20 protein-coding genes and 1 tRNA gene are annotated in these 25454 nt (G+C 68.5%); 17 read left to right on the top strand and 4 right to left on the bottom strand.

Features of this window, described 5'->3' with window-relative positions; translation table 11 throughout:
- The first annotated feature begins 28 nt into the window (after positions 1 to 28).
- The 7 genes from trpC (at position 29) to pyk (ending at position 11527) form a co-directional block, all read left to right on the top strand.
- Positions 29 to 838, top strand: a complete 810-nt coding sequence (gene trpC, locus HDC37_RS04400; protein ID WP_179559563.1) for an indole-3-glycerol phosphate synthase TrpC — start codon at positions 29 to 31, stop codon at positions 836 to 838.
- The gene (gene trpB, locus HDC37_RS04395; protein WP_179559208.1) at positions 835 to 2100 is read left to right on the top strand and encodes a tryptophan synthase subunit beta; all 1266 of its coding nucleotides are present in this window, start codon (positions 835 to 837) and stop codon (positions 2098 to 2100) included. The genes trpC and trpB overlap by 4 nt, the downstream gene beginning before the upstream one ends.
- Positions 2097 to 2903, top strand: a complete 807-nt coding sequence (trpA, locus tag HDC37_RS04390; RefSeq protein WP_179559207.1) for a tryptophan synthase subunit alpha — start codon at positions 2097 to 2099, stop codon at positions 2901 to 2903. The genes trpB and trpA overlap by 4 nt, the downstream gene beginning before the upstream one ends.
- Positions 2904 to 2913: 10 nt before the next feature.
- On the top strand, positions 2914 to 3915 hold the full coding sequence (lgt, locus tag HDC37_RS04385) for a prolipoprotein diacylglyceryl transferase (RefSeq protein ID WP_179559206.1): 1002 nt from the start codon (positions 2914 to 2916) through the stop codon (positions 3913 to 3915).
- 66 nt (positions 3916 to 3981) lie between these two features.
- A complete protein-coding gene (gene gltB, locus HDC37_RS04380) occupies positions 3982 to 8568 on the top strand; it encodes a glutamate synthase large subunit (RefSeq protein ID WP_374939132.1) in 4587 nt (1528 codons plus the stop codon).
- Positions 8561 to 10027, top strand: a complete 1467-nt coding sequence (locus HDC37_RS04375; protein WP_179559205.1) for a glutamate synthase subunit beta — start codon at positions 8561 to 8563, stop codon at positions 10025 to 10027. The genes gltB and HDC37_RS04375 overlap by 8 nt, the downstream gene beginning before the upstream one ends.
- A gap of 51 nt (positions 10028 to 10078) precedes the next feature.
- Entirely contained in the window at positions 10079 to 11527 is a 1449-nt protein-coding gene (pyk, locus tag HDC37_RS04370; RefSeq protein ID WP_179559204.1) for a pyruvate kinase, read from the top strand.
- Between the two features lie 24 nt (positions 11528 to 11551).
- Here pyk and HDC37_RS04365 read toward each other — a convergent pair whose 3' ends face one another.
- Positions 11552 to 13168: a RecQ family ATP-dependent DNA helicase gene (locus HDC37_RS04365; RefSeq protein WP_257021315.1), complete on the bottom strand. Its 1617-nt coding sequence runs from the start codon at positions 13166 to 13168 to the stop codon at positions 11552 to 11554.
- Between the two features lie 162 nt (positions 13169 to 13330).
- Between HDC37_RS04365 and HDC37_RS04360 the strand changes: the two genes are divergently transcribed.
- Positions 13331 to 13723, top strand: coding sequence for an SHOCT domain-containing protein (locus tag HDC37_RS04360; protein WP_179559202.1), 393 nt, complete (start codon positions 13331 to 13333; stop codon positions 13721 to 13723).
- Between the two features lie 22 nt (positions 13724 to 13745).
- Here the strand turns inward: HDC37_RS04360 and HDC37_RS04355 are convergent.
- A tRNA-Leu gene (locus HDC37_RS04355) sits at positions 13746 to 13828 on the bottom strand.
- A 90-nt stretch (positions 13829 to 13918) separates the two neighbouring features.
- Here HDC37_RS04355 and HDC37_RS04350 point away from each other — a divergent pair.
- Both HDC37_RS04350 and HDC37_RS04345 read left to right on the top strand, forming a co-directional pair.
- Entirely contained in the window at positions 13919 to 14557 is a 639-nt protein-coding gene (locus tag HDC37_RS04350; protein WP_179559201.1) for an ANTAR domain-containing response regulator, read from the top strand.
- Positions 14558 to 14601: 44 nt separating this feature from the next.
- On the top strand, positions 14602 to 15429 hold the full coding sequence (locus tag HDC37_RS04345; RefSeq protein ID WP_308472085.1) for a class I SAM-dependent methyltransferase: 828 nt from the start codon (positions 14602 to 14604) through the stop codon (positions 15427 to 15429).
- An 8-nt stretch (positions 15430 to 15437) separates the two neighbouring features.
- Here the strand turns inward: HDC37_RS04345 and HDC37_RS04340 are convergent, their stop codons facing one another.
- Positions 15438 to 15872, bottom strand: a complete 435-nt coding sequence (locus tag HDC37_RS04340; RefSeq protein WP_179559199.1) for a hotdog fold thioesterase — start codon at positions 15870 to 15872, stop codon at positions 15438 to 15440.
- A 50-nt stretch (positions 15873 to 15922) separates the two neighbouring features.
- Between HDC37_RS04340 and polA the strand changes: the two genes are divergently transcribed.
- The 5 genes from polA (at position 15923) to HDC37_RS04315 (ending at position 23615) form a co-directional block, all read left to right on the top strand.
- Entirely contained in the window at positions 15923 to 18562 is a 2640-nt protein-coding gene (gene polA, locus HDC37_RS04335) for a DNA polymerase I (RefSeq protein ID WP_179559198.1), read from the top strand.
- Between the two features lie 74 nt (positions 18563 to 18636).
- The gene (locus HDC37_RS04330) at positions 18637 to 20310 is read left to right on the top strand and encodes a DUF885 domain-containing protein (RefSeq protein WP_179559197.1); all 1674 of its coding nucleotides are present in this window, start codon (positions 18637 to 18639) and stop codon (positions 20308 to 20310) included.
- Between the two features lie 94 nt (positions 20311 to 20404).
- Positions 20405 to 21475 carry an LLM class flavin-dependent oxidoreductase gene (locus tag HDC37_RS04325; protein WP_179559196.1) on the top strand — a complete coding sequence of 357 codons (1071 nt, stop codon included), beginning with the start codon at positions 20405 to 20407 and terminating at the stop codon, positions 21473 to 21475.
- Positions 21476 to 21484: 9 nt separating this feature from the next.
- Entirely contained in the window at positions 21485 to 22834 is a 1350-nt protein-coding gene (locus tag HDC37_RS04320) for an MFS transporter (RefSeq protein ID WP_308472084.1), read from the top strand.
- 19 nt (positions 22835 to 22853) lie between these two features.
- Positions 22854 to 23615, top strand: a complete 762-nt coding sequence (locus tag HDC37_RS04315; RefSeq protein ID WP_179559195.1) for an SGNH/GDSL hydrolase family protein — start codon at positions 22854 to 22856, stop codon at positions 23613 to 23615.
- 27 nt (positions 23616 to 23642) lie between these two features.
- Here HDC37_RS04315 and HDC37_RS04310 read toward each other — a convergent pair whose 3' ends face one another.
- A complete protein-coding gene (locus HDC37_RS04310; RefSeq protein WP_179559194.1) occupies positions 23643 to 24206 on the bottom strand; it encodes a dihydrofolate reductase family protein in 564 nt (187 codons plus the stop codon).
- 129 nt (positions 24207 to 24335) lie between these two features.
- Between HDC37_RS04310 and HDC37_RS04305 the strand changes: the two genes are divergently transcribed.
- Complete coding sequence (locus HDC37_RS04305; protein ID WP_179559193.1) at positions 24336 to 24599, top strand: DUF6458 family protein; 264 nt, start codon at positions 24336 to 24338, stop codon at positions 24597 to 24599.
- Positions 24600 to 24629: 30 nt separating this feature from the next.
- Entirely contained in the window at positions 24630 to 25409 is a 780-nt protein-coding gene (locus HDC37_RS04300; RefSeq protein ID WP_179559192.1) for an SDR family oxidoreductase, read from the top strand.
- The last annotated feature ends 45 nt before the right edge of the window (positions 25410 to 25454 follow it).

Raw genomic sequence — 25454 nt, 5'->3', positions numbered from 1 at the left:
CGCTAAAAGCACATCGGCGGGGATCGACCTGCTCGCCGAGCTGACGTTCGGCGCCGTCGCAGACGCCGAGCGTCGCGCGATCGAGTCCCCCCTCGTCGAGGTCGAACGCGCGGCGCTGGCGCGCCCCGCGGCCAAGGACGCGCTCGCGGCGCTCGCGCCCGCCGACCGCGTGAAGATCATCGCCGAGGTCAAGCGTGCCAGCCCCTCGCGAGGCTCGCTCGCCGAGATCCCCGACCCGGCCGCCCAGGCGAGGCGGTATCAGCAGGGTGGCGCTGCGGCCATCTCCGTCCTGACCGAGGAGCGCAGATTCTCCGGCAGCCTCGCCGATCTGGCCGAGGCCGTCGCCGCGGTCGAGGTTCCCGTGCTGCGCAAGGACTTCATCGCGACCGAATACCAGGTGCTCGAGGCCCGTGCGGCCGGGGCCGACCTGGTGCTCCTCATCGTCGCCGCTCTCGAGCAGGATGTCCTCGTCCGGCTGCATCATCTCATCGGCGAACTCGGCATGACCGCCCTCGTCGAGACCCACAGCGCCGAGGAGGTGTCGAGAGCGATCGATCTCGGCGCCTCGGTGATCGGCGTCAACGCGCGCGACCTGTCGACGTTCCAGCTGGACCGCGACCTGTTCGGGCGTCTGGAACCCCTCATCCCCGAAGGAACCGTCCGCATCGCGGAATCCGCGGTGTCGTCTCCCGACGACGTCGCGCATTATCGCGATCACGGCGCCGACGTCGTCCTCATCGGCGAAGCCCTCGTGACGGGCGATCCGGTGGCCACCCTCGGTCGGTTCCTCGCGGCGGGAGACCATCCCGCCGGCCGAAACCGGAAGGAGCGGACATGAGTCTGCGTGACGCCGCAGGGCCATTCTTCGGCGAGTTCGGTGGACGGTTCATGCCCGAATCGCTCATCGCCGCCATCGACGAACTGAGCGCGGAGTACGACCGCGCCAAGAACGACCCGGCTTTCCAGGAGGAGTTCCTCCAGCTGCTGCGCAGCTACGCCGGTCGACCCTCCATCATCACCGAGGTGCCGCGCTTCGCCGCGCACGCCGGCGGCGGTCGGGTGTTCCTCAAGCGCGAGGACCTCAACCACACCGGCTCGCACAAGATCAACAACGTCCTGGGCCAGGCACTGCTCACCCGTCGTCTCGGCAAGAAGCGCGTCATCGCCGAGACCGGCGCCGGCCAGCACGGCGTGGCCACGGCGACCGCGGCGGCGCTGTTCGGCCTGGAGTGCACCATCTACATGGGCGAGGTCGACACCGAACGCCAGGCGCTGAACGTCGCGCGGATGCGCCTGCTCGGGGCAGAGGTCGTCCCGGTGACCACCGGATCGCGCACCCTGAAGGACGCGATCAACGAGGCGTATCGCGACTGGGTGTCCAGCGTGGAGACGACCAACTACATCTTCGGCACAGCCGCCGGTCCGCACCCGTTCCCCGCCATGGTGCGCGACTTCCAGAAGGTCATCGGCGAAGAAGCCCGCCAGCAGCTCCTCGACGAGGTGGGGCGCCTCCCCGACGCGGTCTTCGCATGCGTGGGTGGTGGCTCCAACGCGATCGGCATGTTCGACGCCTTCCTCGATGACGCCGACGTGCGCCTCTACGGGGTCGAAGCAGCCGGCGACGGCGTGGACACGGTCCGCCACGCGGCGTCGATCGAGCGGGGGCGCCCGGGCGTCCTCCACGGCGCGAAGACCTTCGTCCTGCAGGACGAGGACGGGCAGACGGTGGAGTCCCATTCGATCTCGGCGGGTCTGGACTATCCGGGCGTCGGGCCCGAGCACGCGTGGCTCGCCTCGATCGGCCGGGCCGAGTACATCCCCGCCACCGACGCCGAATCGATGGCGGCACTCCGGCTGCTGTCCGAGACCGAAGGCATCATCCCCGCCATCGAGTCCGCGCACGCGCTGGCCGGCGCGATGCGGATCGGGGAGCAGCTCGGCCCCGATGCGGTGATCGCGATCTGCCTCTCCGGCCGTGGGGATAAGGACATGGACACCGCGGCGCGCTACTTCGAGCTCTACGACGCAGGGATCGATCTCGCCGCGGCCGCGGCCGAACCCGTCGTCGACGCCGCCAAGGGCGAGGGCGTGAAGCTGTGACCTCAACCGTGGCGGCGGCGATCGACGCTGCCAGGGCCGACGGTCGCGGCGCCCTCGTCGGGTACCTCCCCCTCGGATTCCCCGACCTGGCCACGAGCATCGACGCCGCCGTCGCCCTCGCGGACGCCGGAGCCGACGTGCTCGAGCTCGGCCCGCCGTACTCGGATCCGGTCATGGACGGCACGGTGATCCAGGAGGCGACGCAGACGGCGCTGGCGGCGGGATTCCGGCTCCGCGACACGTTCACCGCCGTCGCCGAGATCACGCGGCAGACCGACACCCCGGTGCTGGTGATGACCTATTGGAACCCGGTGATGCAGTACGGGGTCGACCGCTTCGCGGACGACCTGCGCGCGGCCGGGGGAGCGGGCCTCATCACGCCCGATGTCACTCCCGATGCCGCGGGGGACTGGATCGCGGCGTCGCGCCGCACCGACCTCGACCGCGTCTTCCTCGCCGCCCCCACCTCGACCGACGAGCGTCTCGACCTCATCGCGTCGAACTCGACGGGATTCGTGTACACGGTCTCCACGATGGGGATCACCGGGGTCCGCGAGGACCTCGACGCCGCCGCCCGAGGTCTCGTCGCGCGGCTGCGCGCCCACGGAGCCGAGCGCGCATGCGTCGGCATCGGCATCTCGAACGCCACCCACGTGGCGGGCGTCCTGGAGTACGCCGACGGCGCCATCGTCGGAACGGCCCTCGTCCGAGCCCTGCGGGACGGCGGCATTCCCGCCCTGCGCGACCTCGCCGCCGAGCTGCACGAGGGGACCATGTCGGCGGGCGCCGGGCGCCCGGCTTAGACTCGAACCCATGTCGTTCGCCCTCTCGAGCGCGGGAACATCCGTGCTCGCCAGCATCCCGAGCCCGGAGATCAGCTTCATCCAGCTGGGTCCGCTCCGCGTCTACTTCTACGCGCTGTGCATCATCGCCGGCATCATCGTGGCGGTTCTCCTCACGAACCATCGCCTGACCAAGCGCGGCGCCGAGCCCTGGGTCGTCATCGACATCGCCCTGCTCGCGGTGCCGCTTGCGATCGTCGGTGCCCGCATCTTCCACGTGCTCACCCACCTGAGCTTCTATTTCGCCGAGGGCTCCAACCCGTGGAACCCCCTCCAGCCCGGCTCGGTCTGGGCCATCTGGGAGGGCGGGATCGCGATCTACGGTGCGCTGATCGGGGGTGCGGTCGGTGCCTGGCTCGGCTGTCGCTGGACGGGCATCCGCTTCTGGTCCTTCGCCGACGCGCTGGCCCCCGGCATCCTGCTGGCGCAGGCCATCGGACGCTTCGGCAACTGGTTCAACCAGGAACTGTTCGGTCTTCCCACCGACCTGCCGTGGGGCCTGGAGATCGACTCCGACAACGCCGCGTTCCCTCCGGGGCTTCCCGCCGACACGCTGTTCCACCCGACGTTCCTCTACGAGGTCATCTGGAACACCGCGGGCGTCCTCGTGCTGCTGTGGGCGGGGAGGAGTCTTCGGATGCAGTGGGGACGGCTGTTCGGTCTCTACCTCGTCTGGTACAGCGCCGGCCGCATCGTCTGGGAGTCGATCCGCATCGATCCCAGCGACATCTACCTGGGTCTTCGCACCAATGTCTGGGCGGCGATCTTCGGCGTCATCGTGGGTCTGGCCATCATCATCGTTCAGCGTCGGCGCCATCCCGGCACCGAGCCGTCGCCGTATGTGCCCGGTCGGGAGTGGAAGGGTCGGGGCACGGTACAATCGCAGGACACCAACGACTTCGTCGACCTCAGCGAACCACCGGCGAACGAGGTCGCCGAGAGCGATGCCACAAGCACAGCCGCCGAGAAGTAGGGGTGTTCATCAGCTGATTCGGGCCGACGTCGTCCCATCTTGAGCATCAATGTGAGGACGGTACGCATGGCCGTGAGTTCCGGCAGCACCTCCACGTCGGTCGTGGGCGGTGGCTTCCCCGCCCGCCAGGGCATGTACAACCCGGCATTTGAAAAGGATGCCTGCGGGTTGGCGATGGTCGCGACGCTGAGAGGCGAACCGGGCCACGACATCATCGACCTGGCCCTGACCGCGCTGCGGAATCTCGAACATCGCGGCGCGATCGGTTCGGATGCGGGCACCGGCGACGGAGCGGGCATCCTGACGCAGATGCCCGACGCCTTCTTCCGCGCCGTCGTCGGCTTCGACCTCCCCCCGATGGGGGAGTACGCGGCCGGCATGGTCTTCCTCCCGCGCGACGACGAAGCCCGGGCCGCGCAGAAGGCCGGGATCGAGCGCATCGCCGCGGGCGAGAACCTCGTCGTGCTCGGCTGGCGCGAGGTACCGGTCGCGGAGGAGCACCTCGGCAAGCTCGCCTTCGAGGCGCGGCCGGCCTTCGAGCAGATCTTCGTCGCCCGTCCCGGCGAGGGCGGTGCACCGGCACTGTCGGGCATCGATCTCGACCGGCGCACCTACCGGCTGCGCAAGCGGGCCCGGCACGAGCTCGACGCCTATTTCGTCTCGCTGTCCGCCCGCACCATCGGCTACAAGGGCATGGTCACGACGCTCCAGCTCGAGCCCTTCTATCCCGACCTCCAGGACGAGCGCTTCGCCTCCGAGCTCGCCGTGGTGCATTCCCGGTACTCCACCAACACCTTCCCCTCGTGGCCCCTTGCACAGCCGCTCCGCATGCTCGCGCACAACGGCGAGATCAACACCGTCAACGGCAACCGCAACTGGATGCGGGCGCGGCAGTCGCAGCTGGAGTCGGAGCTCCTCGGCGACATCCGTCCCCTGCTGCCGATCTGCACCGTCGGCTCCAGCGACTCCGCCTCCTTCGACGAGGTTCTCGAGCTTCTGACGCTGACCGGTCGGAGCCTTCCGCACGCCGTGATGATGATGGTGCCCGAGGCCTATGAGAAACAGGCCGACATTGCTCCTGACCTGCGGGCGTTCTACGACTACCACGCGAATCAGATGGAGCCCTGGGACGGCCCCGCGGCGCTGATCTTCACCGACGGGACGCTCGTCGGCGCGACGCTCGATCGCAACGGCCTTCGCCCCGGTCGGTGGACGGAGACGACCGACGGCCTCGTCGTGATCGGCAGTGAGACCGGGGTGCTCGACATCGCTCCGGAGCGGATCAAGCGTCGCGGCCGGTTGCGCCCCGGCCGGATGTTCTTGGTCGACACCGCCGCCGGCCGCATCGTCGAGGACGATGAGATCAAGCGCGACCTCGCGTCGCTGCATCCCTGGCAGGAGTGGCTGGATGCCGGGCGCGTGCGCCTGGCGGACCTGCCCGAGCGCGAGCACATCGTCCACCCGATCGCCTCGATCACCCGGCGTCAGCGCACCTTCGGATACACCGAGGAGGAGGTGCGGATCCTCCTGACCCCGATGGGGCAGAACGGTGCCGAGCCGCTCGGCGCGATGGGCAGCGACACGCCGGTCGCCGTCCTCAGCGACCGGCCGCGCCTGCTCTTCGACTACTTCGTCCAGCAGTTCGCGCAGGTCACCAACCCGCCGCTGGACTCCATCCGCGAAGAGGTCGTCACCTCCCTGTCCCTGGGACTGGGTCCGGAGCGGAACCTGCTGTCCTGGGGACCCGACCACGCCCGCACCGTGATGCTCGACTTCCCGGTCATCGACAACGACGAGCTCGCGAAGATCCAGCACATCGACACGGCGCTGCCGGATCGTTCGTCGGTGACGATCCGGGGCCTCTACCGGGTCGAGGCCGGCCATAAGGGCATGCGCAAGCGGCTCGAGCAGATGTGCACCGAGGTCGACCAGGCGATCGAGGACGGCGCAGAGCTCATCGTCCTGAGCGACCGCGACTCCAACAAGGACCTCGCGCCGATCCCGTCGCTGCTCATGCTGGCCGCCGTGCATCACCACCTCATCCGCCGTGAGACCCGCATGAAGGTCGGTCTCGTGGTCGAAGCCGGTGACGTGCGCGAAGTCCACCACATCGCCACGCTCATCGGGTACGGCGCGTCGGCGGTGAACCCGTATCTGGCGATGGAGACGGTCGAATACCTCGTTCGCGCGGGGTACATCACCGGTGTCACCCCCGAGAAGGCGGTGAAGAACCTCATCTACGCGCTCGGCAAGGGCGTGCTGAAGATCATGTCGAAGATGGGCATCTCCACGGTGTCGTCCTACGCCGGTGCACAGGTCTTCGAGGCCGTCGGCCTGTCGCAGGAGCTCGTGGACACCTACTTCACGGGGACCGAGACCAAGCTCGGAGGCGTCGGACTCGACGTCATCGCCGCCGAGAACGCCGCCCGACACGCCTACGCCTACCCCGAGGACGCCGCGGTGCGCGCGCACGAGCGGCTGTGGACCGGGGGCGAGTACCAGTGGCGGCGCGACGGATCGCCGCACCTGTTCAACCCCGACACCGTGTTCCGCCTGCAGCACGCGACACGGACGCGGCGTTACGACATCTTCCGCGAGTACACGAAGCTGGTGGACGATCAGGCGGCCGAGCTGAAGACCCTGCGTGGTCTGTTCCAGCTGCGGACGGGAGTGCGTCCCCCGGTGCCGATCGACGAGGTCGAGCCCGTGTCGGCGATCGTGAAGCGTTTCCAGACGGGCGCGATGAGCTACGGCTCCATCTCCCAGGAGGCTCACGAGACCCTCGCGATCGCGATGAATCGGATCGGAGGCCGGTCGAACACCGGCGAGGGCGGCGAAGACGTCGAGCGGCTGCTCGACCCGGTGCGTCGGAGCTCGATCAAGCAGGTCGCATCCGGTCGGTTCGGGGTCACCAGCCTCTACCTGACCGAGGCCGACGACATCCAGATCAAGCTGGCGCAGGGCGCGAAGCCCGGCGAGGGCGGGCAGCTTCCTCCCGCGAAGGTGTACCCGTGGGTGGCGCGAACGCGCCACGCGACCGCGGGCGTGGGGCTCATCTCCCCACCGCCCCACCACGACATCTACTCGATCGAAGACCTCAAGCAGCTCATCTTCGACCTCAAGCGCGCCAACCCCGGCGCCCGGATCCACGTGAAGCTCGTGAGCCAGTCGGGCATCGGCGCGGTCGCGGCCGGCACCGCCAAGGCGCTGGCCGACGTCATCCTCATCTCGGGACATGACGGCGGCACGGGTGCGAGCCCGCTCAACTCGCTCAAGCATGCGGGCACCCCGTGGGAGCTGGGACTGGCCGAGACCCAGCAGACGCTCATGCTCAACGGCATGCGCGACCGGGTGGTGGTCCAGGTCGACGGTCAGCTCAAGACCGGACGCGACGTGATCATCGGCGCGCTCCTGGGCGCGGAGGAGTTCGGCTTCGCCACCGCACCGCTCGTGGTCTCGGGGTGCATCATGATGCGCGTGTGCCACCTCGACACCTGCCCGGTCGGCGTCGCGACGCAGAACCCGACGCTGCGTGCCCGCTTCAACGGCAAGCCGGAGTTCGTGGTGAACTTCATGGAGTTCGTCGCCCAGGAAGTGCGCGAGTACCTCGCGGAGCTGGGGTTCCGCTCCCTCGAGGAGGCCATCGGCCACGCCGAGATGCTCGACGTGAACGGCGCCATCGAGCACTGGAAGGCCAGCGGCCTCAACCTCGCACCCGTGCTGCACGGTCCGAACTTCGCCGAGGATGAGCCGCGGCGGCACCGGCGCGCCCAGCTGCACGAGCTGGAGGAGCACTTCGACACGGTCCTCCTCGAGCGGGCCCGCGACGTGATCGAACGCGGCGGCTCGGTGACGATCGATCTGCCGATCCGCAACACCGAGCGCGCGGTCGGCACCCTTCTGGGGCATCACGTCACCCGCGCCCGGGGAGAGAACGGTCTGCCCTCGGGCTCGATCACCGTGAACCTGACCGGATCGGCGGGGCAGTCCTTCGGCGCATTCATGCCGGCGGGGATCACACTGCGGCTCGAGGGCGACTCGAACGACTACGTCGGCAAGGGTCTGTCGGGCGGTCAGATCGTCGTCCGTCCGCCGCGCGGTGCGTCCTTCGACGCGTCGAAGAACGTCATCGCCGGAAACGTGATCGGCTACGGCGCGACCCAGGGCACCATGTTCCTCCGGGGCGTCGTGGGGGAGCGGTTCCTCGTCCGCAACTCCGGGGCGACCGCGGTCGTCGAGGGTGTCGGCGATCACGCCCTGGAGTACATGACCGGAGGCCTCGCCGTCATCCTGGGAGAGACCGGGCGCAATCTCGGTGCCGGGATGTCGGGGGGCACGGCATACGTCTACCGACTCGACCGGAAGCTCGTCAACCGGGAGGCGATCGCGTCGGGCGAGCTCGTGCTCGGCGAGCTCGGCGCCGGTGACGTCGAGATGCTCCGCGATCTGCTCGAACAGCATGTCAAGGAGACCGGATCCGAACTGGCAGAGCGCCTGCTCGACGACTTCGAGCGCGAAGCGCAGAACTTCGTCCGTGTCGTCCCGCGCGATTACGCCGCCGTCCTGCAGACACGGCAGGAGGCGCTGGATCAAGGACTCGATCCCGATGGCGACGTCGTATGGAGCCGCATCCTGGAGGTGACGGGTGGCTGACCCCAAAGGCTTTCTGAAGGTGACCGAGCGAGAGCTGCCGCCTCGGCGGCCTATCCCCGTGCGGATCATGGACTGGAAGGAGGTCTACGAGCCGGGGGACTCGGCGGTCCTCCGGCGCCAGGCCGGTCGTTGCATGGACTGCGGTGTGCCGTTCTGCCACAAGGGATGTCCCCTGGGGAACCTCATACCGGAGTGGAACGACCTGGTGTGGCGGGGCGAGGGACGCGCGGCGATCGAGCGCCTGCACGCGACGAACAACTTCCCCGAGTTCACCGGTAGGCTCTGCCCCGCGCCGTGCGAGAGCTCGTGTGTGCTGGGCATCAACCAGCCTCCGGTGACCATCAAGCAGGTCGAGGTCTCGATCATCGACGAGGCCTTCTCACAGGGCTGGGTCGAGCCCGAGCCCCCCGCGCGCCTCACCGGCAAGACGGTCGCCGTCGTCGGTTCGGGTCCGGCGGGCCTCGCCGCGGCACAGCAGCTGACCCGGGCAGGCCACACCGTGGCCGTCTATGAGCGTGACGACCGCATCGGCGGGCTGCTTCGCTACGGCATCCCCGACTTCAAGATGGAGAAGCGTCATCTTGAGGCGCGTCTTCGTCAGATGCGCGACGAGGGCACCAGGTTCCGCGCGGGCGTGGAGATCGGCGTGGACATCTCGTGGAGCGACCTGCGCGCGCGGTACGACGCTGTCGTCATCGCCACCGGGGCGACCGTGCCGCGTGACCTCGCGATCCCCGGTCGCGACCACGCCGGCGTCCACTTCGCGATGGAGTATCTCGTCGAGTCGAACAAGGCCGTGGCCGGCGACGCGGTGCCCAACCAGATCACCGCGGAGGGAAAGCACGTCGTGGTCATCGGTGGCGGCGACACCGGAGCCGACTGCATCGGCACCGCCCACCGGCAGGGAGCCCTGAGCGTGACCAACCTCGCGATCGGCAAGCAGCCGCCTGAGGAGCGCCCCGAGGATCAGCCCTGGCCGACGATGCCGAATCTGTTCGAGATCGCCTCTGCGCACGAAGAGGGTGGGGAGCGTCAGTACCTCGCGTCGACCGTCGAGTTCCTCGCGAACGCCGTCGGCGAGGTCCGCGCGCTGCGCGTGGCTGAGACCGAGTACCGCGATGGGCGACGCGTGCCGAAGTCGGGCACGGAGCGCGAGATCCCCGCCGATCTCGTGCTGATCGCCATGGGCTTCACCGGCCCCGAGCGCACGCACCTGGCCGATCAGCTCGGTACGCAGTTCGGGTCGCGAGGGAGCGTCGAGCGCGACGCCGTCTACCAGACATCCGCTCCCGGGGTGTTCGTCGCCGGCGACGCCGGGCGCGGCCAATCGCTCATCGTCTGGGCGATCGCCGAGGGGCGCGCGGCGGCTGCGGCTGTCGACGAATACCTCATGGGCAGCACCGACCTGCCGGCGCCCGTTCACCCGAACGATGTCGCCATCGGGCTGCAGCCCGCGTAGGCTTGCCCCGGCCCTTCGCCACTTCCCCCATCACTCGGAGTTCACACACGGATGAGACGCGCCAAGATCGTCGCCACTTTGGGTCCTGCTACTTCCTCCTATGACATGGTCCGCGCGATCATCGACGCCGGGGTGGACATCGCACGGCTGAACCTCAGTCACGGTGACTACACCGTGCACGAGGCCAACTTCGCCAATGTCCGCAAGGCCGCCGACGACGCCGGTCGCCCGGTCGGGGTCCTCGTCGACCTCCAGGGTCCGAAGATCCGCCTCGGTCGCTTCGCCGACGGTCCTCACGAGCTCGCCGTGGGTGACATCTTCAAGATCACCACGGAGGATGTCGCAGGCACCAAGGAGCTCGTCTCGACGACCTTCAAGGGACTCCCCGGCGACGTCAAGCCGGGCGACTTTCTCCTGATCGACGACGGCAAGGTCCGCGTCGAGGTCGTCGACGTCGAGGGACCCGTCGTGACGACGCGTGTCGTCGTCGCCGGCGCGGTGTCGAACAACAAGGGCATCAACCTGCCGGGCGTGGCCGTGAACGTCCCCGCGCTGTCGGAGAAGGACGAAGCCGACCTCCGCTGGGGCCTGCGGATCGGCGCGGACTTCATCGCCCTCTCCTTCGTGCGCAACGCCAAGGACATCCAGCGCGTGCACGTCATCATGGCCGAGGAGGGGCGCCGCGTCCCCGTGATCGCCAAGATCGAGAAGCCGCAGGCGGTGGACAACCTCGAGGAGATCATCGACGCCTTCGACGGCATCATGGTCGCCCGCGGAGACCTCGGCGTGGAGCTTCCGCTGGAGGCGGTGCCGATCGTGCAGAAGCGCGCTGTCGAACTCTGCCGCCGGATGGCCAAGCCCGTCATCGTCGCCACCCAGATGCTCGAATCGATGATCAACAACCCGGTGCCGACGCGCGCCGAGACCAGCGACGTCGCCAACGCCGTCCTCGACGGCGCTGACGCTGTCATGCTCTCGGGTGAGACCAGCGTCGGGGACTACCCGGTGAAGGTCGTCGAGACGATGGCGCGCATCGTCGAGTCGACCGAGGACCACGGGCTCGAGCGCATCGCGCCGCTGACCACCAAGCCGCGGACCCAGGGCGGTGCGATCACGCTCGCCGCGATGGAGGTCGCGGACTTCGTCGAGGCGAAGTACCTCTGCATCTTCACCGAGTCCGGTGACACCGCTCGTCGCATGTCGCGCCTGCGTCCGAAGATCCCCATGATCGGATTCACGCCCGAACCGGCGATCCGTCGTCGCATGGCGATCACGTGGGGGATCCGCTCGACACTCGTCGAGCACGTTCCGCACACCGACCGCATGTTCATCCAGGTGGACGATTACCTGCTCGCGAACGACCTGGCGAAGGTCGGCGACAAGGTCGTCGTGATCTCCGGGTCGCCCCCCGGGATTGTGGGGTCGACCAACGACATCCGCATCCACAAGGTCGGCGACGCCGTGCATGGCGCGGCCCCGATCTATCAGACGAGGGACTGAGCTTCAGTCTCCCAGCGAGCCTCCTCACGCAACACGCGTGAGGAGGCTTCGTTCTTCCACCACGGCCAGCTGGAGGACCTTGTACCCCTGCTCGCCGAAGAAGACGGTCAGACGGTCGTCCTCGACATCCACGACGCTCCCGCGTCCCCACTCGACGTGGTCGACCTCGGCGCCCGCGGGAAACGGCGCGTCGGCGGCGTCCGGGCCGGCCTCCTCGGCGGTGCCGCCACGGCACGTGTCGCAGTTGCCGCAGGACTCGGGTCTGTCGTCTCCGAAGTAACTCAGCAGGACCCGTCGACGGCAGTCCCTCGTTTCGGCGTACCGACGCATGACGTCCAGGCGCGACCGTTCGATGCGCTCCCGCCGCTCGGCGGCTTCCCGCACGAGGGCAGCGGCCTCCTTCGGTCGACGGACCGCGATGATCGTCGCGCCCTTCTGATCCACCGCGACCACTCCTGCCTCGACGAGGAGGTTGACCAGGCCGGTGACGCGACGCGTCGGGAGCCCGACCTTCTCGGCGAGTGCGCGCACCCGCAGCGGTGTGCCGGCCTTCACGAGGGCGCGGTACACCCGGCTGACGGCCTCGATGTCGACGGTACGGGTGGTGAAGTACTTCCGGATCCCGAGATCCTCGGATCGGTAGAAGAGCACCGCCTGCGCCGGTTCGCCGTCTCTGCCTGCGCGTCCGGTCTCCTGGGTGTAGGCATCCAGCGATTCGGGCACAGCGGCGTGGACGACGAAGCGCACGTCGGGTTTGTCGATGCCCATGCCGAACGCGTTCGTGGCGACCACGACGTCGACCTCGTCGTCGAGGAACTGCTCGTGCGTCCGCCGCCGCTCCTTCGCGGAGAGGCCGGCGTGATAGGTCTCGGCACGAACCCCACGCTCGCGAAGACTCTGCGTGAGTCTCTCGGCGTCCCGACGGGTCGAGGTGTAGACGAGGCCGGGGCGGGGAAGCGTCGGAACGAACTCCCGCAGCTGACGCTCCTTCTCGGCTTCCTCGGAGAACCTTCGCACATCGAGGTCGATGTTCGGTCTGTCGACCCCCCGCACGACAAGGAGCGGATCGTCCATGCGGAGGCGTTCGACGATCTCCTCGCGCACGGGTGCGGCAGCGGTGGCCGTCAGCGCCACGACGGGCGGGTGGCCCAGACGTTCGCGAACGTCGCCGAGCCCGAGGTAATCGGGGCGGAAATCATGTCCCCAGCTCGCGACGCAGTGCGCCTCGTCGACGACGAACAGACCGATCGCCACCTCCGACAGTCGATCGAGCACGTCATCCTTCGCGAGCTGTTCGGGAGCCAGGAAGAGGAACTCCACCTCGTCGGCCGCGATCTCCTGCCACAGCTTCTCGGTTGCGCGATCTCCGATCGTGGAGTTGAGCATCGCGCCGCGCGGAGCGTGAGGAGTCTCGGCGAGACCGGCGAGTTGATCGGCCTGCAGGGCGATCAGGGGAGAGACGACGATCGTCATGCCCTCCCGGAGTGCTCCCGCGAGCTGATAGACGGCGGACTTGCCTGCACCCGTGGGCAGCACTGCCACCACGTCGCGGCCGCCCAGAAGTGCGCTGACGGCCTCCTCCTGCCCATCTCGAAGTTCTTCCCAACCGTAGAGCTCGCGCGCAGCGCGAGCGATCGACATCCTCGACATCCTGTCCTTCCCCCGGGGCCGGATCATCGTGGCACTCGCCGTGCGGCATCTTCGGGGGATTGACAATCGATGACGGACCACTCCGGCGACGCCTCTCCCGACGGGACATCGTCATCGCTACGCTGAGACCACACCTCGAGGCGAGGAGCGACGATGCCCTACATCACCGATCTCATCTGGCTCATGCTGTGGGCGTTCTATCTCGTCGCCTACCTCTACGTCGTCATCGTCATCATCACCGATCTATTCCGCGACCATCGGCTGAACGGCTGGTTCAAGGCGCTGTGGATCGTCGCGCTGGTCTTCGTGCCGCTTCTGACCGCTTTGGTCTACATCGTCGCCAGGGGCCGGGGGATGGCGGAGCGATCCCAGGCGGCGGCACCTCGATCGGTGTCCGAGGACGACGACTATCGGCCAGCGCCGTCAGTCAGCCCCGCGGACGACATCGCAAAGGCCGCGGAGCTGCGCGATGCGGGGGCCATCACCCCGGGCGAGTTCGAAGCGCTGAAGAGCAAGGCCCTCGGCCACCAGTTCTACGGCGCGTGAGCCGGTGGCGCGCCGAATACAGTGCCGGTGGTGGGAGTCGAACCCACACGCCCTTTCGGGCAACCGAGTTTGAGTCGGTCGCGTCTGCCATTCCGCCACACCGGCTCGCGGCGAGCCGCCGCGTCCGCCCTCGACCTTATCGCAGCGCGCGGCCCCGATTGCGGGGCCGCCCGCGGGAAGCCGTAGGATTGCGGGGTGACTGAGTCAGAGCAGGCCGGGCAAGACCAGACCGGGCAAGAGCAGGCCGCCGCATCCGCCCCCCGCCGGGTCGTCGTCGCCGAGGATGAGTCGCTCATCCGCCTCGACATCGTCGAGATCCTCCGCGACAACGGCTTCGACGTCGTCGGAGAGGCCGGCGATGGTGAGACCGCCGTCCAGCTGGCCACCGAGCTGCGCCCCGACCTCGTGATCATGGACGTCAAGATGCCGCAGCTGGACGGCATCAGCGCCGCCGAGAAACTCAGCAAGAATCACATCGCCCCCGTGGTGCTCCTGACCGCCTTCAGCCAGAAAGAGCTCGTCGAGCGCGCGAGCGAGGCCGGAGCGCTCGCCTACGTCGTCAAGCCCTTCACCCCGAACGATCTGCTCCCCGCCATCGAGATCGCGCTGGCTCGCCACGAGCAGATCATCACACTCGAGGCCGAGGTCGCCGACATGGTGGAGCGTTTCGAGACGCGCAAGCTCGTCGACCGCGCGAAGGGGCTGCTGAACGAGAAGATGGGCCTCACCGAGCCCGAAGCGTTCCGCTGGATCCAGAAGGCGTCGATGGATCGCCGCCTCACGATGCAGGATGTCGCGAAGGCGATCATCGAACAGCTCGCCCCGAAGAAGTGAGCGATCACCCTCCCGCGGAAAGCCCCGTCTCACACGCAGACCGAGTGCAGATCGCCTGGGAGGATGCGCGAGCGATCAACCTCGCGAACTGGCAGGACCGGGCCGCTCTTCATGAGGAGGCTTACGGCCTCGAGGCCTTCGACGATCCGCGCCACCTGTCGGACGTGGTCACCGATGATCTGACGGTGCTGCTGCCCTACGTGAGCACGCTGGACGGTAAGGACCTCTGTCACCTGCAGTGCCATATCGGTACGGACACCGTCTCACTCGCCCGAGTCGGTGCGCGGGTGACGGCGGTGGATTTCAGCGACCGTGCCCTCGAGGTCGCGGCGCGGCTGGCGGAACGCGCCGGTGTCGATGTGACCTGGGTCCTCGGCGACGTGCTCGAAGCCCGAGCGCACGTGAGCGGCGATTTCGACATCGTCTACACCAGCGTGGGAACGATCGGCTGGCTTCGCGACCTCGATCGCTGGGCCATGCAGATCGCGGCCCTGCTGCGTCCAGGGGGACTGTTCTACATCCGCGACGGGCATCCGATGCTCTACACGATCGACGAGGATGCCGACGACGATCTTGTGCGGCACCGCTACTTCGCAGACGGCACGGCGCAGATGTGGGACGACGATTCCACCTACGCCGGTGACGGCAAGGTCGCACACTCGCGAACGTACGAGTGGCCGCATCCGCTCTCCGAGACGATCAACGCCCTCATCTCCGCTGGGCTTCGTATCGAGAAGCTCGATGAGGGACGGGTGCTCCCCTGGCGGTTCAGCGGGCGAATGGTCCCCGTGGACCACGGATGGATGTGGCCCGAGGGTGTCCGCGATCGCATTCCCGCGACCTTCACGATCATCGCGCGCAAACCCGCCTGACAGAGCGTTCAGCCGCGGGTGGCCACGTCCTTGATGTGGTTGGTGATCCGCACCGTCGAGCAACGCCGTCCTTCATCGTCGGTCACGACGATCTCGTGCACGGCGACGCTTCGCCCGAGGTGCAGCGGTGTGCAGACGCCCGTGACGAAGCCGGAGGTCGCGGATCGGGTGTGCGTGGCGTTGATGTCGACGCCGACCGCGAGCCGCCCGGGCCCGGCGTGGAAGTTGGCGTGCATCGAGCCGAGCGACTCGCCGAGCACGACGTACGCGCCACCGTGGAAGAGCCCCACCGGCTGTGTGTTGCCCGCGACCGGCATCCGTGCCACGCACCGCTCGGCGGTGAACTCCAGCCACTCGAAGCCCATCTTCTCGGCGAGTGCTCCGATGCCCCGGGCCTCGGCCCAGCCGAGCTGATCAGAGGCGCTGTCGACGGTGTCGGTCATCGGCTGTTCCTGGCTCGGGGGGTGTCTCACCCCGCGTCTAGGCTGTCAGGGTGACGGACTCCGCAAAGCCTACCCTCCTCGTCGTGGACGGCCACTCCCTGGCCTATCGGGCGTTCTACGCCCTCCCGGTCGACAACTTCTCGACCAAGGACGGGCAGCACACCAACGGGATCTACGGGTTCCTGGCGATGCTCATCAACCTCATCAAGGCCGAGAAGCCCACGCATCTGGCCGTCGCTTTCGACACCTCGCGCCAGTCGTTCCGGACGCGCCAGTACGCCGAGTACAAGGCCAACCGCTCCGAGACTCCCAAGGAGTTCCAGGGCCAGATCCCGCTGCTCAAGGAGTGCCTGGCGGCGATGAGCATCCCCGTGCTCGAGCAGGAGGACATCGAAGCCGATGACATCCTCGCCACGCTCGCCACGCGGGGAGCGGCCGAGGGCTTCCACGTCCTCGTCTGCTCGGGAGACCGGGACACGATTCAGCTGGTCACCGACGACATCACGCTGCTGTACCCCAACGTGCAGGGCGTGTCGCAGCTCAAGCGCTACGACACCGAGGCGGTGCGCGAGCGTTACGGCGTCGAACCGGCGATGTACCCCGACGTCGCGGCCCTCGTCGGCGAGACCAGCGACAACCTTCCCGGAGTGCCGAAGGTAGGCGAGAAGACGGCGGTGAAGTGGCTCAACCAGTTCGGCTCGCTCGATGACCTCCTCGCACAGGCCGACAAGGTGACCGGCGTGGTGGGGAACAATCTCCGCGCGCACCTCGACGACGTGCGTCGCAATCGACAGTTGAACGCGCTCCTCACCGACGTCGATCTCCCCGTGGGTCCCGCCGACCTCGCGGTGCAGCCGATCGATGCCCAGGCCGTCCGAGAGATCTTCGCGCAGCTGGAGTTCCGCACGCTTCTGCCGCGCGTCTTCGAGGCCGCGGGCGTCGATCAGGCCATGTCGGCGCAGGCCGCCGTCCCCACAGCCACGGCACCCACGCCCTCCGAGCCGGATTCGTCGGCCCTGGCGGCCTGGGTCGACGAGGCGTCGGGCGACGTCGCCCTGACCCTCGTCGCCGAAAACGGGCGACCGCACCGCATCGGGCTCGCCACCGCCGATGCCGCGGTCGAAGCGACCTGGTCCGAAGAGATCGCCGCCGCCCTCACGCCGTGGCTGCTCTCGGAGTCACCGAAGGTGCTCACCGACGCCAAGTCGCAGGTCAAGGCGCTGCGTCGCGAGGGCATCCGTCTCGGGGGACTCGTCTTCGACACGATCCTGGCGGGCTGGCTGCTGCGACCCAGCTTCCCCGACAAGTCCCTCGCCGACCTCACCGATCGCTTCCTCGGCGAGAAGCTCCCCGAGGCCGACCCCGCCCAGCTCGTCCCCGAGACCGAGGGTGCGACCCCGGGACAGCTGTCATGGTTCACGCTGCGCGTCGCCGAGGCGCAGCGGTCGCAACTCGCGGCATCCGTCCTCTCCGTCCTGACCGATATCGAGCTGCCCACCCTGCAGACCCTCGCCGACATGGAGCTCGCCGGCGTGGCGGTCTCGCACGCGAAGCTGTCGGAGTTCTCGGGTGAGCTGGGCGACCGGGCCGACCGGATCGCCCAGGAGGCCTACGCGGCCATCGGACGAGAGGTGAACCTCGGGTCGCCCAAGCAGCTCCAGCAGGTGCTCTTCGACGAGCTCCAACTGCCGAAGACCCGGAAGACCAAGACCGGATACTCCACGGATGCCGCGGTGCTCGCCGATCTGCAGGAATCCCACCCGCATCCGTTCCTGAGCCTGCTGCTCCAGCATCGAGAGGCGACGAAACTCCGCCAGATCATCGAATCGCTCGACGTGGCGATCGGCGACGACGGCCGGATCCGCACCACCTACCTCCAGACGGGATCGCAGACCGGCCGGCTCTCGAGCACCGACCCCAACCTCCAGAACATCCCGATCCGCACGGAGGAGAGCCGCCGCATCCGCTCGGCGTTCGAGGTGGGCGAAGGCTACGAGGCGCTGCTGACCGCCGACTACTCTCAGATCGAGATGCGCATCATGGCGCATCTGTCCGAGGACCCCGGCCTCATCGAGGCATTCAACTCGGGTGAGGACACCCACCGGTTCGTGGGCGCACGCGTCTTCGGTGTGGCCCCCGAAGACGTCACCCCGGCGATGCGGACGAAGGTTAAGGCGATGTCGTACGGTCTGGTGTACGGGCTCTCGGCGTTCGGGCTCTCCAAGCAGCTGCGGATCGAGCAGTCCGAAGCGCGAGAACTGATGCTCGAGTACTTCGCACGGTTCGGCGCGGTGCGCGACTATCTGCGCACCTCCGTCGAGAAGGCCCGCATCGATGGCTACACCGAGACGATCTTCGGTCGCCGGCGGCCCTTCCCCGACCTCAACAGCCCCAACCGGGTGCTGCGCGAGAACGCCGAGCGGGCGGCTCTGAACGCGCCGATCCAGGGCAGCGCCGCCGACATCATGAAGGTGGCCCTGTTCCGCATCCACGACGATCTGACCTCGCAGGGACTCGGTTCGCGTGTGCTCCTGCAGATCCACGACGAACTCGTCGTCGAGGTGGCCCCGGGGGAGTGGGATGCGGCGGAGCGGATCGTTCGGGAGCGGATGGCGGATGCGGCGGAGCTGACCGTTCCGCTCGACGTGCAGATCGGTCGCGGCGCCGACTGGAACGCCGCGGGCCACTGACCGACCCCGACCGCGGTCAGACGCACCGCCGCGGCGTTGGCGCTCGGCCGAGCGGCGTGCATAGGCTCAGGGGTATGACAGACGCATCCCGCACCCCCACGCCGATCGACACGATCGCCGAGGCGTGGGTCGACACTCTGGCCGAACTCGATCCGTCGCTGGCGACGTACATCGGTCGATCCGAGCACAACCATCGCTACGGCGACTACTCGCTTGAGGGTCAGGCCCGCGTGATCGAGGAGGCGAAGAAGGTGCGCGCGGCTCTGGCGAGCGCGACCCCCGCCGACGACATCGACGCCGTGACCAAGGAGGATCTCACCCGCGAGCTCGACCTCCAGATCGAGCTCGACGAGGCGCGGTGGCACCTCCGCGACCTCAACGTCATCGCCTCTCCCGCGCAGGACATCCGAGCCGTGTTCGACCTCATGCCGACAGACAGCGCCGAGGACTGGTCGGTCATCAGCACGCGGATGTCGGCCCTGCCCGATGCGGTGCACGGATACATCTCCACCCTCCGTGAGGGGATCGCGCAGGGGGTGGTTCCCGCCCGCCGTCAGGTGGTCGAAGTCGCGACCCAGATCGCCCGCTACACCGCCGACGGGGGCTTCTTCACGACATTCGTCGGCAACGCCGCTCCGGCCGAGGGCCAGCTCCCGGCGTCCCTGGCCCGTGAATTGTCCGACCGCGCCGGTGCCGCCCGGGTCGCCTACGACGAGCTGGCGTCCTTCCTCACCGGTGAGCTCGCCCCGGCGGCGACCGAGAAGGACGCTGTCGGTCGAGAGGTCTACGCGCTGATGTCGCGCCGATTCCTCGGTGCCACGATCGACCTCGATGAGACCTACGAATGGGGCGTGGAAGAGCTCGCCCGCATGGTCGCCGAGCAGGAGCAGATCGCCGACGAGATCAAGCCGGGCGCGTCGGTGGAAGAAGCGGTGGCGTTCTTGGAGGAGGATCCGTCGCGGAAGCTCCACGGCACCGAGGCGCTGCAGAAGTGGATGCAGGAGACCAGCGACCGCGCCGTCGCGGAACTCGGCAAGACCCACTTCGACATCGCCGAGCCGATCCGCCGCCTGGAATGCATGATCGCCCCGACGAACGAGGGCGGCATCTACTACACCGGTCCCACCGACGACTTCTCCCGTCCCGGGCGCATGTGGTGGTCGGTGCCGGAGGGTGTCACGGAGTTCGACACCTGGCGCGAACTCACCACCGTGTACCACGAGGGTGTCCCGGGTCATCACCTCCAGATCGCGCAGGCGGTCTACAACCGGGCGCAGCTGAACTCGTGGCGTCGCCTGCTGGCCGGCCCGTCGGGCCACGCCGAGGGGTGGGCGCTCTACGCCGAACGCCTCATGGAGCAGCTGGGGTACCTCGATGACCCCGCCGATCGGCTCGGGATGCTCGACGGTCAGCGCATGCGCGCCGCGCGCGTCGTGCTCGACATCGGCGTGCACCTCGAGAAGCAGCGCCCCGACGGCGAGGGCGCGTGGGACGCCCCGTTCGCGCTGGAGTTCATGCGCCGCAACGTCAACATGTCCGACGAGTTCGTGCAGTTCGAGGTCAACCGCTATCTCGGCTGGCCGGGCCAGGCGCCATCGTACAAAGTCGGGCAGCGCATCTGGGAGCAGCTGCGCGATGACTATCGTGAGGCGAACGGCGCGGATGCCGACCTCAAGGCGTTCCACAAGAAGGCGCTCGACATCGGCGGTGTGGGCCTGGACACCCTTCGCACGGCGCTCTCACGCTGAGGTGTGCGGTGGCGTCCCCGGAGGAATAGTCTGGTAGCCGCAGTGTTGTATTCGTCTGAATAGGCCCCCCGGGGGCCATCGAGAAAGGGCGATCATGATCCAGTTCGGACTCCATACGTTCGGGGACGTCACCGTCGATGCGGACGGCCAAGAGCTGTCGCAGGCGCAGACCCTGCGCAACCTCGTCGACCAGGCAGTGCTCGCCGACGAGGTGGGCATCTCGTTCTTCGGCGTGGGGGAGCACCACCGCCGCGAGTACGCCGTCTCGAGCCCCGAGGTCGTTCTCGCCGCGATCGCGTCGCGAACGCGCGACATCCGTCTCGGCACCGCGGTGACCGTCCTGTCCTCGGACGAGCCGGTCCGCGTCTACCAGCGCTTCGCGACCCTCGACGCCCTCTCGAACGGCCGTGCCGAGCCGATCCTCGGGCGTGGATCGTTCACGGAGTCGTTCCCGCTGTTCGGCTACGAGCTCAAGGACTACGAGGTTCTGTTCGAGGAGAAGCTCGACCTGTTCGCTCAGCTGCTCACCGAGCAGCCGGTGACCTGGGAGGGGACGACCCGCCGGGGCCTGTCGAACGTCGATGTGTTCCCCAAGACCGAGAGCGGAATGCCGGCCTGGGTCGGGGTGGGTGGCTCGCCCGAGTCGGTCGTCCGGACGGCGCGCTACGGCTTCGGCCTCATGCTCGCCATCATCGGCGGGCCCGCTGCTCGCTTCGCGCCGTACGCCGAGCTGTTCCGCCGATCGCTGGCATCCTTCGGCCACGACTCGCGCCCGATCGGGGTGCACTCGCCCGGCCACATCGCCGACACCGATGAGCAGGCGTGGGAGGAGGCCTATCCTGCCTTCGACGTCATGTTCTCGACGATCGGACGCGAGCGGGGCTGGCCCCCCTACAACCGTCTCCGCTTCCAGCAGGATGTCGGAGAGGGCGCCATCTATGCCGGCTCGCCCGAACGCGTCGCCCGCAAGATCGCCGACACCGTCCTCACCCTCGGGCTCGATCGCTTCGACCTGAAATACTCCAACGGCACGCTCGGGCACGAGAAGCTCATGCACTCGATCGAGCTGTTCGGCACCCAGGTGATTCCGCGCGTGCGCGAGCTGGTGGCCGAGGCGCAGGCCGCGGATGCGACGTCACTGCCGGCAGCGACGGCAGCGTCCTAACATGACTGCGTGAGCATTCGCACGGCCCCCGAGTCGGTCAGTGACCGCCTCGACGGCCTCCCCTTCACCCGCAGACACCTCCGGGTCCTGACCGGCTCGGGAGTGGGGTGGGCGCTGGACGCGATGGACGTGGGGCTCATCTCCTTCGTCATCGCCGTCCTCGCTCAGCAGTGGAGCCTCACGGGCACCGAGACCTCCCTCATCGCCTCGGCGGGCTTCCTCGGCATGGCCGTCGGGGCCAGCCTCGGCGGTCTGCTGGCCGACCGCATCGGACGTCGCTCGGTCTTCGCGGTCACGCTGCTCGTCTACGGCCTCGCGACCGGGGCGAGTGCGCTGGTCGGGGGAGTGGCTGCGCTGCTGGTGCTCCGCTTCATCGTCGGACTCGGTCTCGGCGCCGAACTGCCCGTCGCGTCCACCTACGTCAGCGAGTTCGCTCCCGCGCGCATCCGCGGCCGCGTGATCGTCGTCCTCGAGGCCTTCTGGGCGGTGGGCTGGACTGCCGCCGCGCTGATCGGATACTTCGTGATCCCGGCATCGGAGAACGGGTGGCGGTGGGCGTTCGCCCTCGGGGCGATCCCTGCGGTGTACGCGCTCGTGGTGCGGTGGGGTTTGCCCGAGTCTGCCCGCTGGCTCGAGCGACGCGGCCGCACCGCGCATGCCGCGGACGTGGCGGACTCCTTCGCGGCCTCGCCCGCTCTCTTCCGCGCAGGCGGGGCCGCAGATCCGGCTCCGGTCGAACCGGCGGGCGCCTCGACGGTTCGCAGCGGGGTCGCGGCCCTGTGGAGCGTGGAGTTCCGGTTGCGCACCCTCAGTCTCTGGCTGGTGTGGTTCTGCGTGAACTTCAGCTACTACGGCGCTTTCATCTGGATCCCCTCGATCCTCGTGTCGCAGGGGTACGACCTGGTGCGCTCGTTCGGGTTCACCTTGATCATCACGCTCGCCCAGCTGCCGGGGTATGCGGCGGCGGCCTGGTTGATCGAGGTGTGGGGTCGTCGGGTGACCCTGTCGGTGTTCCTCGTCGGGTCCGCGGTCGCCGCGGTGCTGTTCGGCACCGCCACCAGCGAGGCAGCAGTGATCGGCACCGGGATGGCGCTGTCGTTCTTCAACCTCGGGGCCTGGGGCGCCCTCTACGCGATCACCCCGGAGACCTATCCGACCTCGGTGCGCGCCACCGGCGCCGGATGGGCCGCCGGGATCGGGCGGATCGCCTCCATCCTCGCGCCGCTGGCGGTGCCACCCCTCCTGGTCCTCGGCGGTGCGCCGGTGCTCTTCATCGTGTTCGCGGCCTTCTTCGCCGTCGCCGCCGCCGGCGCGTGGGGATTGGTCGATCGGAGGGGCCGCGCGCTGGATGACCGCTGACCGTGCGTAGGGTGGTCTGATGGCTGCAGTGCGCTACGTCGCGATCGGCGACTCGTTCACAGAGGGTGTCGGAGACGAGCTCCCCGACGGCCGGACGCGCGGATGGGCGGACCTTGCCGCTCAGGGGTGGGCGGATGCGAGCGGGCAGCCGGTCGAGTACGCCAACCTCGCGATCCGCGGCAAGCTCGTCTGGCCGATCGTCGAAGAGCAGCTCGAGCCCGCACTGGCGCTGAAGCCCACGCACCTGTCGTTCAACGGCGGCGGCAACGACATGCTCCGACCGCGCACCTCCATCCGGCGTATCGCCGACGCGTTCAGTCAGGTCCTGCGCCGCTGCGACGAGGAGGGCGTGCAGCTGATCCTGCTGTCGGGAGCGAACCCCTCGCCCCAGCTTCCGCTCAGCCGCGTCATCCAGCGCCGCGGCGACCTCCTCTCGATCGCGGTGGTCGGACGGGTGGACGATCGTCCGGATGTCATCCGCGCCCTCAACTGGCCCGATCGCGAACTGTCCGCCCCGCCGTTCTGGTCTCCCGACCGACTGCACATGAACAGCCGCGGTCACCATCGGGTCGCAGCGCGCGTGCTGACGGCGCTCGGCTTCACCCCGCCGGCCGACTGGTGGTCGCTCCCCGAACTCGACCTCGGGCAGCTCGGGCGCCGGGACTACTACCGGGAGCACCTCGGCCCGTGGATGCGTCGGCGACTGACGGGGACTTCATCGGGCGACGGTCGTGCGCCGAAGTACGCCGATTGGGTGACCCTCACCCCGTCGTCGGTCTGACGCCTGGGACACACCACCGAGCGCGGATCACGCCGGACGCACCGAGTACCGCAGCTCGGCGAACTGGCCGGCCCGCGTCATCCCCTCCAGCCGCAACCGATCGGGGCCGATGCGGCGGGGGAGTAGGGGACGGCCGGAGGGCAGGGTGGCCGGGGCGATCGACACCCGGATCTCCGTCAGCAGATCCGCGTCGGCGAACTGGCCCGCGAGGTCGCCCCCGCCCACGATCCAGACCGCGCGGTCGCCCGCCGCGTCGCGAATCCCAGCCCAGTGCGGTGCCACCTCGCCCTGGACGAACCGCACATCTGCTCCCTCGATGCGGGGGAGATCGCGGGAAGTGAACACCCACGTCGGGCGGTCGCCGTAGATGTCCGTCCACCGGTCGGGGTGTGAGAGGAGGTCCTCGTGCTCCACGACCCAGTTGTATGTCGTCGACCCCATGACGAGAACACCGACCGTCTCGAGGAAGGTGGAGAAGTCGCTCTCCGCCTCATCAGCACCGGGGGTGGCGAAGAGCCAATCGAGTGAATCGGCGTCGTCGGCCAGGAATCCGTTCAGCGTCGTCGCTGTGTGGAAGATCACCGGAGTCATGCCCGAAGCCTAGGCCGCCCCTCCGACCTGCCGCATCAGACTGCCGTGTGTCAAGAGGGTGCGCGGTGATGCCGATCCGCGCCACAGTGAAGGGCGTATGACCCTCGCAAACCCGGAAAGGGAAGACCCATGAGCATTGGTGCTGGTATCGCGCTGTTCGCCATCGGGGCCATCCTGGCCTTCGCCGTCAACGTGCAGGTCGAGTGGATCAACCTCGACATGATCGGCTACATCCTGATGGGTGCCGGCGCGCTCGTCTTCCTGCTCGGCATCGTTCTGCTCGCTCGTCGCCGCAGCACGGAGTCGGTGAGCCGCACAACCGTCGATCCCGCGACCAACGAGCGGGTCACCCGTCAGTCGACCAGCCGCCCCGACGACGCCGCGGGGCTCTGACTCGAACCCGGCCGACCGTAGGCTCGAGGGATGAGCCCTTCGTCGTCGCCGGGTACCGCCCTCATCACCGGCGTCGGACGTCGCCGATCGATCGGCGCCGCGCTCGCCCTGGGTCTCGCTCGTGACGGGTGGAACCTCGTCCTGAACCACTGGGACGAATACGACGAGCGCGTCGGCCTCGAGCGCAGCGTGTCGGATCCCGACGACATCGCGGACGAGTGCCGGGCGCAGGGCGTGGCGGTGGCCGTGGTCCGCTCGGATCTGTCGGATCCTGACGTGCCGGAGCGGCTTGTTGCCTCAGCCTCGGCGGACGGTCCGCTGCGTGCGCTCGTGATGTCTCACTGCGAGTCGGTGGACAGCTCCATCCTCACGACCGACATCGCAAGTTTCGACCGCCACTTCGCCGTCAACGCGCGGGCGACGTGGCTTCTCATCAAGGCGTTCGCCGAACGCTTGCCGCCGCACGCCGCGGAGGGAGAAGTCGCGGGATCGATCATCGCGCTGACGAGTGATCACACCGCGCACAACCTTCCCTACGGTGCGAGCAAAGGCGCACTGGACCGGATCGTCATCGCGGCGGCCGTCGAACTCGGGGAGCGGGGCGTGCGGGCGAACGTCATCAACCCCGGCCCGATCGACACGGGCTGGATGGATGACGACATCCGGCGTTGGGCCCGCGATGCCACTCCGGCGGGGCGCCTCGGAACCCCCGACGACATCGCGAACACCGTCCGGTTCCTGCTGTCGCCGGAGGGTTCGTGGGTCAACGGGCAGCTGCTCAAGGTGAACGGCGGCTTCGCCACGGGCTAGGTGAGTACAGCTCGGCGATCGCGACCCGCGAGGCACGGTTCGTCG

It is taken from the genome of Microbacterium sp. AK009 (assembly GCF_013410955.1).
Lineage (GTDB): Bacteria > Actinomycetota > Actinomycetes > Actinomycetales > Microbacteriaceae > Microbacterium.
This window is presented reverse-complemented; position numbering and strand designations above follow the sequence as displayed.